General features: G+C 68.8%; 11 protein-coding genes. 7 read left to right on the top strand and 4 right to left on the bottom strand.

What is annotated here, in order from left to right:
* Window positions 1-21: 21 nt before the first annotated feature.
* Window positions 22-2,289, top strand: coding sequence for a cyanophycin metabolism-associated ABC transporter (locus tag A6745_RS09465; protein WP_066126212.1), 2,268 nt, complete (start codon window positions 22-24; stop codon window positions 2,287-2,289).
* A gap of 12 nt (window positions 2,290-2,301) precedes the next feature.
* Window positions 2,302-2,769 carry a cyanophycin metabolism-associated DUF1854 family protein gene (locus tag A6745_RS09460; RefSeq protein ID WP_066126211.1) on the top strand — a complete coding sequence of 156 codons (468 nt, stop codon included), beginning with the start codon at window positions 2,302-2,304 and terminating at the stop codon, window positions 2,767-2,769.
* A gap of 124 nt (window positions 2,770-2,893) precedes the next feature.
* Here A6745_RS09460 and A6745_RS09455 read toward each other — a convergent pair whose 3' ends face one another.
* On the bottom strand, window positions 2,894-4,027 hold the full coding sequence (locus A6745_RS09455) for a GNAT family N-acetyltransferase (RefSeq protein WP_066126209.1): 1,134 nt from the start codon (window positions 4,025-4,027) through the stop codon (window positions 2,894-2,896).
* Window positions 4,028-4,128: 101 nt separating this feature from the next.
* Between A6745_RS09455 and A6745_RS09450 the strand changes: the two genes are divergently transcribed.
* Both A6745_RS09450 and A6745_RS09445 read left to right on the top strand, forming a co-directional pair.
* On the top strand, window positions 4,129-4,980 hold the full coding sequence (locus tag A6745_RS09450; RefSeq protein WP_156513350.1) for a ferritin-like domain-containing protein: 852 nt from the start codon (window positions 4,129-4,131) through the stop codon (window positions 4,978-4,980).
* Between the two features lie 75 nt (window positions 4,981-5,055).
* On the top strand, window positions 5,056-6,279 hold the full coding sequence (locus A6745_RS09445; protein ID WP_066126204.1) for a lytic murein transglycosylase: 1,224 nt from the start codon (window positions 5,056-5,058) through the stop codon (window positions 6,277-6,279).
* Between the two features lies 1 nt (window position 6,280).
* On the opposite strand, the gene A6745_RS09440 is transcribed toward A6745_RS09445, so the two are convergent.
* Together A6745_RS09440 and A6745_RS09435 are read right to left on the bottom strand one after the other, a co-directional pair.
* Entirely contained in the window at window positions 6,281-7,135 is an 855-nt protein-coding gene (locus tag A6745_RS09440; protein WP_066126202.1) for a universal stress protein, read from the bottom strand.
* A 178-nt stretch (window positions 7,136-7,313) separates the two neighbouring features.
* Window positions 7,314-8,771, bottom strand: coding sequence for a GGDEF domain-containing protein (locus A6745_RS09435; RefSeq protein ID WP_082852991.1), 1,458 nt, complete (start codon window positions 8,769-8,771; stop codon window positions 7,314-7,316).
* A gap of 430 nt (window positions 8,772-9,201) precedes the next feature.
* Between A6745_RS09435 and A6745_RS09430 the strand changes: the two genes are divergently transcribed.
* Window positions 9,202-10,032, top strand: a complete 831-nt coding sequence (locus A6745_RS09430) for an SAM-dependent methyltransferase (RefSeq protein WP_156513338.1) — start codon at window positions 9,202-9,204, stop codon at window positions 10,030-10,032.
* Window positions 10,033-10,199: 167 nt separating this feature from the next.
* On the opposite strand, the gene A6745_RS09425 is transcribed toward A6745_RS09430, so the two are convergent.
* Entirely contained in the window at window positions 10,200-11,252 is a 1,053-nt protein-coding gene (locus A6745_RS09425) for an aldo/keto reductase (protein ID WP_066126200.1), read from the bottom strand.
* A 414-nt stretch (window positions 11,253-11,666) separates the two neighbouring features.
* Between A6745_RS09425 and A6745_RS09420 the strand changes: the two genes are divergently transcribed.
* Window positions 11,667-12,236, top strand: a complete 570-nt coding sequence (locus A6745_RS09420; RefSeq protein ID WP_066126199.1) for an SAM-dependent methyltransferase — start codon at window positions 11,667-11,669, stop codon at window positions 12,234-12,236.
* 86 nt (window positions 12,237-12,322) lie between these two features.
* Window positions 12,323-13,303 carry an AraC family transcriptional regulator gene (locus A6745_RS09415; RefSeq protein WP_082852990.1) on the top strand — a complete coding sequence of 327 codons (981 nt, stop codon included), beginning with the start codon at window positions 12,323-12,325 and terminating at the stop codon, window positions 13,301-13,303.
* Window positions 13,304-13,305 lie beyond the last annotated feature (2 nt).

The following is a 13,305-nucleotide window of genomic DNA, read 5'->3' as shown; positions in this document are numbered from 1 at the left end:
CATGTCCTGCCGGAGCAAGCCATGAGCACTGCCCACCTCCCTTCCGGCCCGGCCGGCCTCGCCGACGCGCCCCTGGATGCGGGTGAGACCGTATTGGCGCGTCTGGATACCGACCTGGACGAGCGCCTGCGCTATCGGCCGGGCGCGGTGCTGCTCACCGACCGCCGGCTGCTGGCGCGCGCGCCGGGCCAGGCGTCCTGGCAGTCCTGGCGCCATGGTCCCGGCCTGAAGCTGCAACTGCACGATCATGCGGGCGCGGCCTGCCTGGAGCTGGACGACGGCCAGACGCGGGTCGGCGCATGGCGCTTCACATTGGGCCGCTCGCCCGCCGCGTTGCGCCTGCTGACGCAGTTCGAGCAGCGCCAGGCGCGCGCCGCCGGCCAGGCCAGCCAGCCCGTCGAGCCGCTGCGCACCTGTCCCGATTGCCAGGCGCCGATTCCGCCCGACAGCGACGAATGCCCGGCCTGCGCCGAGGAAGAGACTCCCAAGCCCGTGTCCACCTGGGCGCTGCTGCGCCTGTGGCGCTTCGCGCAGCCCTACCGCGGCAGCCTGCTGGCCGGTTTCGTGCTGACGCTGCTGTCCACGGCCGCCACGCTGGTGCCGCCTTACCTGACCATGCCGCTGATGGACGACGTGCTGATCCCGTTCCAGAACGGCCAGGAGATCGACTACGGCATCGTGCAGTGGTATCTGCTGGGCTTGCTGGCCTCGGCGCTGGCGGCGTGGGGCCTGGGATGGGCACGCACCTATATCCTTGCCTGGGTCAGCGAGCGCATCGGCGCGGACATGCGCATCGCCACCTATTCGCACCTGCAGCACCTTTCGCTGGAATACTTCGGCGGCAAGCGCACCGGCGACCTGATGTCGCGCATCGGCAGCGAAACCGACCGCATCTGCGTGTTCCTGTCGCTGCACCTGCTGGACTTCGCCACCGACGTGCTGATGATCGTGATGACCGCGGTCATCCTGTTCTCGATCAATCCGCCGCTGGCCGTGGCCACGCTGCTGCCGCTGCCGTTCATCATGTGGCTGATCCACCTGGTGCGCGACCGCCTGCGGCATGGCTTCGAGAAGGTCGACCGCGTGTGGGGCGAGATCACCAACGTGCTGGCCGACACCATTCCCGGCATCCGTGTGGTGAAGGCGTTCGCCCAGGAGCGCCGCGAAGTGCAGCGCTTCCGCGAAGCCAACCTGCGCAACCTGGACGTGAACGACCGCGTCAACAGAATCTGGGCGCTGTTCTCGCCGTCCGTCACGCTGCTGACCGAGATCGGCCTGCTGGTGATCTGGGTGTTCGGCATCTGGCTGGTGGCCGAGCACGACGTCACCGTGGGCGTGCTGGCCGCGTTCCTGGCGTACATCGGGCGCTTCTACACGCGGCTGGATTCCATGAGCCGCATCGTGTCCTTCACCCAGAAGGCGGCCGCCGGCGCCAAGCGCATCTTCGACATCCTGGACCACGTGTCCAGCGTGCCCGAGCCTCAGTCGCCCGTGAACCTGCCGCAGGTGCGGGGCCGCATCGAGCTGCGCGAAGTGGGGTTCCGCTACGGCAACCGCTCGGTGATGCGCGGCATGAGCCTGTCCATCGCGCCGGGAGAGATGATCGGCCTGGTCGGCCATAGCGGTTCGGGCAAGAGCACGCTGATCAACCTGATCTGCCGCTTCTACGACGTGGCCGAGGGCGCCGTGCTGGTCGATGGGGTGGACATCCGCGCGCTGCGGGTGGCCGACTACCGCAAGCACATCGGCCTGGTGCTGCAAGAGCCGTTCCTGTTCTTCGGCACCATCGCCGAGAACATCGCCTACGGCAAGCCGGACGCCACGCACGACGAGATCGTGGCCGCTGCCCGCGCGGCGCATGCGCATGAATTCATCCTGCGCCTGCCGCACGGCTACGATTCGCTGGTGGGCGAGCGCGGCCAGGCGCTGTCGGGCGGCGAGCGCCAGCGCATTTCGATCGCGCGCGCATTGCTGATCGATCCGCGCATCCTCATCCTGGACGAGGCCACCTCGTCGGTGGACACCACCACCGAGAAAGAAATCCAGAAGGCGCTGGACAACCTGGTGCGCGGCCGCACCACCATCGCCATCGCGCACCGCCTGAGCACGCTGCGCCGCGCCGACCGGCTGGTCGTGATGGATCGCGGCAAGGTCGTGGAAGAGGGCACGCACGAGACGCTGATGGCGCGCGAAGGCGCCTACTATGAGCTGTACCGCGCGCAGATGCGTCAGGCGGAGCTTGCCGACTCGCCGTCCGGCTCGGGCGATGGCGAATCCGACCAGGACTGACGGGACATCACGATGAGCACCGCTTTTTCCCTGCAGCGCAACGCCCATGGCCGGCTGGTCTACACGGGCGCGGATGGCGTCGGCCACGAGGGCGTCGTGCCCGTGCGCGCGTTTCCGATTTCCCGCCCGGGCCAGGGCCTGTCATTGGTGGCCTCCGATGGCCGCGAACTGGCCTGGATCGAACGCGTGGAAGACCTGCCGCCCGCGCAGCGCGAACTGGTCGAGGCCGAACTGGCCGGCCGGGAATTCATGCCGGAGATCCGCCGCATCGTGGCCGTGTCCACCTACGCCACGCCGTCGACCTGGCAGGTCGAGACCGACCGGGGCGCCACGTCTTTCGTGCTGCGCGGCGAGGAAGACATCCGGCGCCTGGCCGGGCAGACCCTGCTGATCTCGGACAGCCACGGCATCCACTACCTGATCCGCGATGCCGCGGGGCTGGATCGGGCGAGCCGGCAGTTGCTGGACCGGTTCCTGTAAGACGGCCGGGCGCCTCAGCGCGCCACATGGCTCGGGCCTGCCGGATGATACGGTCACAAGGCGCGGCGCCGAGGAACGGAAACGTCCCGGGCAAGCGGTGCGCCGATCGGAGGCGGTGGGGTGCCTATTCCTGCCGCTTGAACGGCGCATGCGCCGCCAGTTCGCCGGCATATGCCTGCACGGCCGAGGTCTCCTGGTCCAGGAAGTCCTGGATCGCCTCGGCGAAGCGCCGGTCGGCCACCCAGTGCGCCGACCAGGTCGGCGTGGGCAGCAGGCCGCGGGCCATCTTGTGCTCGCCCTGCGCGCCGCCCTCGAAACGCCGCAGGCCGTTCACGATGCAATATTCGATGGCCTGCAGGTAGCAGGTCTCGAAATGCAGGCCGGGCACGAATTCAGAACTGCCCCAGTAGCGTCCGTACAGCGCATCGCCGCCGCGCAGGTTCAGCGCCGCGGCCACCGGCTGCTCGCCGCGCATGGCCAGCACCAGCACCATCGACCCGGGCAGCTCGGCGCGCACGCGCGTGAAGAAGGCTTCGTTCAGGTAGGGCGGGTTGCCGTGCTCGTAATACGTCTGGCAATAGCAGCGGTAGAAGAAGTCGAGCGACGCGGCGTCGATCTGCGCGCCCGTCATCCAGCGGTACGTGATGCCCGCCTGCGCGACCTTCTTGCGGTCCTGCCGGACCTTCTTGCGCTTGTCGTGGCTCATCGCGGCCAGGAACTGGTCAATGTCGGCGTAGCCCGGATTGGTCCAATGGAACTGCACGCCCTCGCGGATCATGTAGCCCGCCTCGCGCAGCGCGTCCAAGTCCTGCGGGCGCGGAAACAGCAGGTGCAGCGACGAGACCTTCATGCCCTGCGCCAGTTCGATCAGCCCTTGCGCCAGCAGCATGCGGTCGGCGTCGTCGGCCGCCAGCAGGCGCGCGCCCGCCACCGGCGTGAACGGAATCGCCGACAGCAGCTTGGGGTAGTAGCGCAGGCCGTGCCGCTCGAAGGCGTCGGCCCAGGAAAAGTCGAACACATACTCGCCGCGCGAGTGCATCTTGAGGTAGAGCGGGACGGCGCCCGCCAGGCGGCCGTCGCGCTTGAGCACCAGGAAATACGGCGTCCAGCCCGTGTCGGGCGCGGCGCAGCCGGTGTCGTGCAGGGCGGACAGGAACTCGTGGCGCACGAAAGGCTGGTCGCCGGCCAGGGCGTTCCATTGGCCGGGGTCCAGCGCGGCAAGCGAGGTCTCGATGCTCAGGCGGGCGGAAGAGGGCATGGCGCAATGATAAAGTCGCCGGGCGTTCGCAACCATTGCCTTTCCATGAATCCTGTCCTGCCCCCGGCGCCTGGCGCGCCGACGTCCGATCACGCCCCGGCCTGGGCGCGGGCCCCGCACCGCGTCCGGAGGCGGCCGTGAGCGCCTCCCTGCGCCATGCCGCGCTGCATGCCCTGGCGGCGGCGGATTGGCAGCACAAGCTGGATGCCGTGGACGCCATCACCGACGAGCTGCCGGTGGATGCCGAGGCGGTCCTGGACGAACCGCCCGGCCTGCCGGGCCGGCCGCAGCGGCCCGAACTGGTGGCGCGTGCGCACACCCGCCAGCGGTCGGTGCGTTCGCCGCTGGGGCGTGCGATCCTGCTGCATTCGCTGGCGCACATCGAGTTCAACGCCATCAACCTGGCCCTGGACGCGGTGTGGCGCTATGCCGGCCAGCCCGACGATTACTACCGCGACTGGCTGCGCGTGGCGCGCGAAGAAGCCTATCACTTCTCGCTGCTGAACCGGCACCTGGCCACGCTGGGCCATGCCTACGGCGACTTCCCGGCCCACAACGGCCTGTGGGAAATGGCCGAGAAGACGCGCGGCGACCTGCTGGCCCGGCTGGCGCTGGTGCCGCGCACGCTGGAGGCGCGCGGGCTCGATGCCTCGCCGCTGGTGCGCGCCAAGCTGGCGGACGCGGGCGACGAGGCGGGCGCGGCCATCCTGGACATCATCCTGCGTGACGAGATCGGCCACGTGGCGGTGGGCAACCGCTGGTTCCGCCATGGCTGCGCGTTGCGCGGATTGGCGCCGGTCGCCTGTTACGCCGAGCTGGCTCGGCAATACGGTGCCCCGGCGTTGCGCGGGCCGTTCAACCTGCCGGCGCGGCGCGCGGCGGGGTTCGAGGAAGACGAGATCGCGGCGCTGTTGCGAGCGGAGGTCGATACGACGCGTCGTAGTCATTCGTAAAGTCTCGTTTCGGCGTCAGTTTGGCATGACGGTTGAAGCTGGGTGTGATCGGTTGTTCACGTATAGAATGCCCCGATGATCTCTCGCCGCCTATTGCCCCTGCTGGCCTTGCTGGCCGTCCCCGCCCTCGACGCCCAGCCCGCGCCCGCCGCGCCCACGGCCGATCCCGCCGCCTATCGCGCGTGTCTTGCCGAGATCCGTCCCGACGCCCTCAAGCGCGGCGTGCAGGGTTCGGTGTACGACACCCAGACCGCCAACCTGTCGCCCGACGCCACGGTGCTGCCGCTGCTGGACGCGCAACCCGAGTTCAAGACGCCCATCTGGGACTACATGGCCAGCCTGGTCGACCAGGAACGCATCGACGACGGCATGGCCGCCATGCAGACCTGGAAGGACGATCTGGCGCGCGCGCAGAAACAATACGGCGTGGACGTCGCCACCATCGCCGCCGTCTGGGGCGTGGAAAGCAATTTCGGCCAGAACCTGGGCGGCCGCCCGCTGCTTACCTCCTTGTCGACGCTGTCGTGCTTCGGCAGGCGGCAGGCCTATTTCCGCGGCGAGTTCTTTTCCACGTTGCGCATCCTGCAGGACGAGCACGTGCCCGCCGAGCGCCTGAACGGCTCGTGGGCCGGCGCCTTCGGCCAGACGCAGTTCATGCCGTCCACCTATCTGCGCCTGGCCGTGGACTTCGACGGCGACGGCCGCCGCGACCTGGTTGACAGCGTGCCCGACGCGCTGGGCTCCACCGCCAACTTCCTGAAGCAGGCCGGCTGGCAGCCCGGCCTGGGCTGGGGCTTCGAGGTGAAGCTGCCCGAGAACATGGATACGTCCAACGCCGGCCGCAAGAACAAGAAGCCCATGTCGGCCTGGGCCGCGCAGGGCGTGCGCCGCGCCGACGGCAGCGCCTTGCCGGACGGCGACACTTCGGTGGGCCTGCTGCTGCCGGCCGGGCCCAGGGGGCCGGCGTTCCTGGTCACCCGCAACTTCGACGCGATCTATTCGTACAACGCCGCCGAAAGCTATGCGCTGGCCATCGCGCATCTGTCCGACCGGCTGCGCGGCGGCATGCCGTTCGTGACGGCCTGGCCGACCGACGATCCCGGCATTTCGCGCGCCGAACGCCGCCAACTGCAGGAACTGCTGGTGGCGCGCGGCTACGACATCGGCAAGCCCGATGGCATCATCGGGGCCAAGACCCGCCAAGCCCTGCAGGCGGTGCAGCGCGAGCTGGGCCTGACGCCCGATGGCCGGGCGGGCCGCAAGACGCTGAACGCGCTGCGGGCCAAGCCGGCATCCTGAACTAGCGCAGGATCAACAGAGGCAGGCGCACCTGCCCCAGGATGGCCGTGGTGGTGCTGCCCAGCATCAGGTGCCGGATGCGCGAATGGCCGTAGGCCCCCATCGCGATCAGGTCCACGGCATGGTCTCCGGCATAGGCCGTCAATGCCTGGACCGGATCGCCCGGCACGTGCGCGGTGCGGGCATCGAAGCCCGTGTTCGCCAGTTCCGCCCGGGCCTCGTTCAATGCCCCCTGCGCCTGGGCCGCGTCGCCGCCCGCCATCACCACGTGCGCGCGCAGGCCGGCCAGCAGGGGACTGCGGCTGACCATCTCGACCGTCTTGCGCGCCGTGGCGCTTCCGTCATAAGCCACCATGAAACTGGCCGGCTCCCGGAACGCCGCATCGGCCACCAGGATAGGGCGGTGCAGTGCGCGCACGGCCGCCTCCAACCGGTGGTCGGGCAGCAGCCGGGACGGTTTGATCAGCGCCGTGTGGTGGCCCAGCACGAAAAGCCGCGCGTCGGGTTCGGCCTCGATCAGCGTGTCGATCAGGTCGCCCCGGTATTGCCGGGCGTCCAGCCGGGACAGGCCCGCCGCGCGAGCCCGTTCCAGGGCCAGTTCCAGCAACTGCTTGCCGTGTTCCTGCTCGACGGCCGCGCGTTTCTCGTCCAGTTCGGACAGTTCGCGCAGCAGGGCTTCCTGTGCCCCCAGCCAGAGGCTGCCGCTGAGGTCGGACAGGCCGGCCTGCTCGCAGTGGGGTTCCTGGACGTGAAGGAATTCCAGATCGGTGTCCATTCTGCGCGTCGCCCAGATGGCGTAGTCGCAGATGCCTTGCGCACGCGCGATGCCGTCGAGGCAGGCGATGACCTGTTTCATGGCGGTCTCCTTCGATGGGCCGTGGGCCCCCGCCGATCCGGGGCCGCCGCGCGGGCCTCCGGCGGCGTGCGCCCCGGGGGGGCGGGGCCTCTGCGCTTCCACTATCCCGCGCGGCGCGCGAAAGTTCAAGGATCGGACGTGCTGCACCGCACCGCGTGCGGACCCCGGCGAGCAGGGATCAGACCCGCAGCAGCGAGATATCCTCGTCGTCGACCACGCGGTTGCGCCCGGCTTTCTTGGCACGGTGCAGCGCGGCATCGGCGCGCACCAGCAGGCGGCCCAGCGCGGTGTCGTTCAGGTCGGGAATCCAGGTGATGCCGACCGTGATCGTGGCGGACAGGCGGCTGCCGTCGTCCAGCACGATCTCCATGTTCTCCACCGCCGCGCGCAGCCGTTCGCCCACGCCCAGGCATTCCTGGCGCGAGATGCCGAACAGCAGCAGGCCGAATTCCTCGTCGCCCAGCCGGCCGAAGATGTCTTCTTCGCGCACCACCGCGCGCACCTGGCGCGCGAAGGCCTGCAGGATGCGGTCGCCGGCCCAATAGCCGTATTGGTCGTCGACCTGGCGGAAACCGTCCACGCACAGCATCAGCGCGGCGGCGCTGCAGCGCGAGGGCGCGCGGCCCTGCCAGATCTGGGTGCCGCGCTTGATGAAGGCGGCGCGGGTCAGCGCGCCGCTGAGCGAATCGTGGTGCGCCGCGTATTCCAGTTCGGCCAGCAGGCGGTTGCGCGCGGCATTGATGCTGGCCACGGTCAAGGGCGCCAGGGCCAGCAGCGTGATGCCCAGGCGGATGGAGGTGGTGGCATGGATGAACGAGGCCATGACTTCTCCCATCATGTCGCGCGAGCTGTAGAGCTGCGCCCAGATCACCGAGCCCATCGTCAGCAGCGACACCGCGAACATCTTGTAGGTCAGTGCGCACCACAGCAGGGCGGGGATCGGGAAGAAGATGGCGCCGGGGCCGCCGATCGCCATCGCCGCCATGAGGGAGGCCGCCAGCGCCAGCGCCGGCAGGCCGCGGCCCAGCAGGGCGCTGATGTCCGCCGAGCGGCGCAGCAGCGCCACGCGCCGCAGGCCGGGCCAGGTCAGCAGCACCGGCAGCATGATGATGTAGTTCGCCAGTTCGCCGATGAACCAGTACGTCAGTCCGGTCAGCGTGTCCTGGGCATAGACGGCGGTGGTGATGCCGGCGCCGGTCAGGGAGGCCGCGGCCGCGGCGGCGGCGCAGATGCCGAACAGGTGCATGACCGAGCTGGGCCGTTGCAGGCGCTGCTCGTCCGGCTCCAGGCGCGAGAACAACGTCCAGCCCGTGAAGACCCCCGCAATATTGGCCAGCGTCAGCCACAGCGTCATGGCCAGGGCGCCGCCGGTGGCCAGGTCGGCCAGGACGTAGCCGGCGGCGCCGCCCAGCCAACCCGCCGGGTTGGCCATGCGCGGCCAGCGGATCATCATGCCCAGCATGACGGCATTGGCGGGCCACAGCGCGGCCAGCAACCCGGGCGGCCGGCTCCAGATGCCGACCAGGCAGCACAGGAACAGGATGGCCGCCGCAAGCAGGGCGGAACCGGTCGCCAGGACGAACCGGGCGGGTAGCGTGGCGGGCACCTGGGCTTGCGCCGGGGCCGAGTCGTGCATGTTCTTGCTTTCCTGGCGTGTAGTGCGTTCGTAGGCGGCCTGGGGCCGCAGCGCCGTCCATGACCGGTTCGCCCGGCCTCGGATCGGGGATCGGCGAGGCGGCGTGGGCCGGAAAGGGACGGCGGGAAGTGTGCTTCGAATACTGACGCCGCCGTATGGAAATCTCGGTGGCGTAAGGCCATTCAGGTTACGGATGTCGTGCGGTTACGACATTCGTAACGGGTCGATGGACCGCTATTCTAGCCACGCCGCCGCCGGCCCGCCCGATTTAAATTGAAGGGCCGGTGTTATGCCCGAGCCTGCGCCCGGTTGGGCGCAAAAGGCGGATTTTGCATCGCACGAGAGGATACTGACGGGAACCTTAAGGGTTGAATGCGCTCCATTCTCCAGCCGCCTGGCTTTTCTCTCCCATCCGAAAAGGAAGACCTCCATGCCTGTGATGACCTCTCCCCTTTCCTATCAGTCCCCGGGCCGCGCCATGCTGCTCGCCCCGCTGGTGGCCGCGGCGCTGGTCTTGCTGCCCGCCGCCGGCGCCAGCGCCCAGGCGACGTACGAGCCCTCGGTGGGGCAGGCCGGCAAGGACGTGGTGTGGGTGCCGACCTCGCAGGCGCTGGTCGAGCGCATGCTGGACATCGCCAAGGTGCGGAAGACGGACTATCTGATCGATCTCGGTTCCGGGGATGGCCGCACGGTCATCACGGCCGCCAAGCGTGGCCTGACCGCGCACGGGATCGAATACAACCCCGACATGACGGAAGTGGCGCGCCGCGCCGCCGCCAGGGAAGGCGTGGCCGAGCGGGCGTCCTTCGCCACCGGCGACCTGTTCGAGGCCGATCTGAGCCGCGCGCAGGTCATCACCATGTTCCTGCTGCCGTCCATCAACGAGCGCCTGCGGCCGGTCCTGCTGGACCTGAAGCCGGGCACCCGCGTAGTGTCCAACACGTTCCGCATGGGCGACTGGCAGCCCGACGAGACGGCCACCGTCGAGCAGGACTGCCAGAACTGGTGCACGGCGCTGCTGTGGGTCGTGCCCGCCAAGGTCGAGGGTTCGTGGAGGCTGGGCGACCGCCAGTTGACGCTGTCGCAGCAGTACCAGATGCTCAGCGGCACGCTGGGCCAGACCCCCATCGCCGACGCCCGCATGAAGGGCAACGAGATCTCGTTCAGCGTCGACGGCGTGCGCTATACCGGCACGGTGGACGGCAAGCGCATGAGCGGCAAGGGCGGCTCGCAAGGCAACTGGACGGCCACCCGCATCTGATCTTCCGCAGGCGCAAGGGAAAAAGGCCCGCACGCGCGCCTTCGGCTTGCTGTCCACCCGCGGCTTGCAAGCCGCTCGGATTCGCTAGGCAGAAAACGGTCCTCAAGGACTGTTTTCTGTCCGGGCTCATCCCCGAGGGGGCTTTTTCGCCTTGGGGCGGCCCGGCCTTAACGCGGCCCGGCCGACTGCGCCAGTTGGCCCAGCCGCACGCCGCCCTGGCGCTCCAGCATCCAGCCCGGGTACTCCGGGGGCAGGGCGCTGATCTCATCCAGGCGCGCCAGCTCTTCGGCGCCCAGCGTGATGCCCGTGGCGGCGATGTTGTCGTCCAGCTGCTCGATGCGCTTGGCGCCCACGATCACGCTGGTGACCACCGGGCGGTGCAGCAGCCACGCCAGCGCGATCTGCGCCACCGACACGCCGTGCGCGTCGGCGATGGCGCGCATCACGTCGATGCAGTCGTAGGCGCGCTCGGTATCTACCGGCGGGAAGTCGAACGAGGCGCGGCGGTTGCCGGCCTCGGCCGCCTTGCCGCGCCAGTATTTGCCGCTGAGCAGGCCGCCCGCCAGCGGGCTCCACACCATCAGGCCCACCCCCTCGCTTTGCAGCATGGGGGCCAGTTCGCGCTCCAGGTCGCGGCCGGCGATCGTGTAGTAGGCCTGCAGGGATTCGAAGCGGGCCAGGCCCAGGCGCTGCGAGATCCCGAGCGCCTTCATGATCTGCCACGCGGCCCAGTTCGACACGCCGATGTAGCGCACGTGGCCGTGGCTGACCAGGTTGTCCAGCGCGTACAGCGTTTCCTCGATGGGGGTGGCCGGGTCGACGCCGTGCACCTGGTACAGGTCGATGTGGTCCAGTTGCAGGCGCTTCAGGCTGGCCTTCACGCCGTCCATGATGTGATAGCGGGACAGGCCGCGCGAGTTCGTGCCTTTCGTGCCCGTTTCTCCGAACACCTTGGTGGCGACCACGACGTCCTCGCGCGCGACCTTCAGGTTCTTCAGGGCCTGTCCGGTGATGATCTCGGACTGGCCCTGCGAGTAGACGTCGGCGGTGTCGATGAAATTGATGCCCGCTTCCAGCGAACGGCCGACCAGCGCGTCGGCCTCGTTCTGCTGCAGGTCGCCGATCTTGTTCCACATCTCGCCATTGCCGCCGAACGTCATGGTGCCCAGGCACAGTTCGGAGACGAACAGGCCGGTGCTGCCGAATTTCTTGTATCGCATGAAGGGACTCCTGGGAGAGGGGGGCCGCCGCGGCGCAGGGGGCGCGGACGGGCCGGGATCTGGGGAATGCCGCGTAAATCGCGTGCCGCAAGTATGCGCCCGCGCCTGGTCGCGCTGCTGCCCGATCATGCTCCATTACTGCCTGATTCTCCGTGGCGCAACGGCGGGCGGGGGCTGCCCAGGGCCGCTTGCACGATCAGGCATAAGTTCCGGACGATCAGGCAACTTTCCGGTCGCCCTCGCTTCCATAATTGTTCAGCTTTCATTCAGAAAAAAGGCGGCGGCCGAGCCATGCATGGCCGTGCCGCCGGGGAAAACGCCGCGTTCCACAGGGACGCCCGCGCGCCGGAGAAGCCGCAAGACCGCGAGACCGCCATTGAACCGAGCTGCATCCATGTCCATTAGGAGTCCAGCATGAGGACCACGCGTTCCCTGTTCACCGCCCTGGCCGCTTCGGCCGCCCTGCTGTCCGTTTCCCCTGGCCTGCAAGCGCAGACCCAGGCCCCCGCCGCCGCCTCGCGCGCGCCCGACGTCATCTTCGTTCCCACCCCGCAAGAGGTCGTCGACGCGATGCTCAAGGCCGCCAAGGTCGGTCCCGACGACGTGCTGTACGACCTGGGATCGGGCAACGGCATCATCCCGGTGACCGCCGCGCGCGAGTTCGGCACCCGGGGCGTGGGCTTCGACATCGACCCCGAGCGCATCTCCGAGGCCAATGCCAATGCCCGCCAGAACAAGGTGACCGACAAGGTCAAGTTCGTGCAGGCCGACCTGTTCGAGCAGGATCTGTCGGGGGCTACCGTCATCAGCCTCTATCTGCTACCGTCGCTGAACCTGAAGCTGCGTCCCAAGCTGCTGGCCCTGAAGCCGGGCACCCGTATCGTGTCGCACGCCTTCGACATGGGCGACTGGCAACCCGACCAGACCATCAATGTCAATGGCCGCACGGTCTACTTCTGGACCGTGCCGGAACGCAAGTCGTGAAATAACACGGCTTGAGAGAGGCGGCAGGCTCTGTGTAAGCTAACCACGGCATCATCGGCGCTTGCCCCGCCAGCCGCCTTTCCCCAATGCCTGATTCTTCACGCTTCAAAGACGTTCCCGATGCCCCCGGGTCGGCATCCCTGGCTGATCTGCCTCCCGCCTTCGACGCGGGCCAGGAGCGCGCCCGCCTGGAACTGGTCAGCCTGCTGCGCCGCCTGACGGGCGACCAGGAAGGCAGCATGGCCACGGCCATCGAGGGCCTGGCCATCAATCGGGTCATGAACCCCCGCGGACCGCAACACCTCATCCAGCGCACGGCGCTGGCCATCATCGCGCAGGGCTCCAAGCGCCTGCTGGTGGGCGACGAGGTCTACGAATACGATCCCATGCATTACATGGTGTCGTCGGTCGACCTGCCCGTGGTCGCCAAGATCACCGCGGCCAGTTCCACCGAACCCTACCTGGGCATGCGGCTGGAGTTCTGCGCCGAAGACATCCGCGACTTGCTGCGCGAGGGCGCGCTGCCGCCCGTCAGCCAGTCCGGCGCCACGCGCGGGCTGTACGTGCAGCGCATCGGCAGCACCTTGCTGGATGCCGTATTGCGCCTGCTGCGCCTGCTGGAGTCGCCCGACGACATCCGCGTGCTGGCGCCGATGGTCAAGCGCGAGATCCTGTATCGCCTGCTGTCCAACGGGCAGGGCGCGCAGTTGCGCCAGATCGCCTTGCACGACAGCCAGACGCAGCGCATCGCCGATGCCATCCGCCTGCTGCGCGAGCGCTATCGCCAGCCCTTGCGCGTGCAAGCCCTGGCGCGCGAGGTACACATGAGCGTCTCGTCGTTCCACCACCATTTCAAGGCCGTCACGGCCATGAGTCCGCTGCAGTACCAGAAGCAGCTGCGCCTGCAGGAAGCCCGCCGCATCATGTTCATGGGCGGGGTGGACGTGTCGCTGGCGGCCAACCTGGTGGGCTATGAAAGCGCCTCGCAGTTCAGCCGCGAATACAGCCGCCTGTTCGGCGCGTCGCCCATGCGCGACCGCCGGCGCCTGCTCGACGACGCGCGCTGACG

The sequence above is a fragment of the Bordetella ansorpii genome (genome assembly GCF_900078705.1).
GTDB classification, from domain to species: domain Bacteria; phylum Pseudomonadota; class Gammaproteobacteria; order Burkholderiales; family Burkholderiaceae_B; genus Bordetella; species Bordetella ansorpii_A.
Note: the sequence above shows the minus strand (reverse complement) of the source record. Positions and strands in the feature narration are given on the sequence as shown.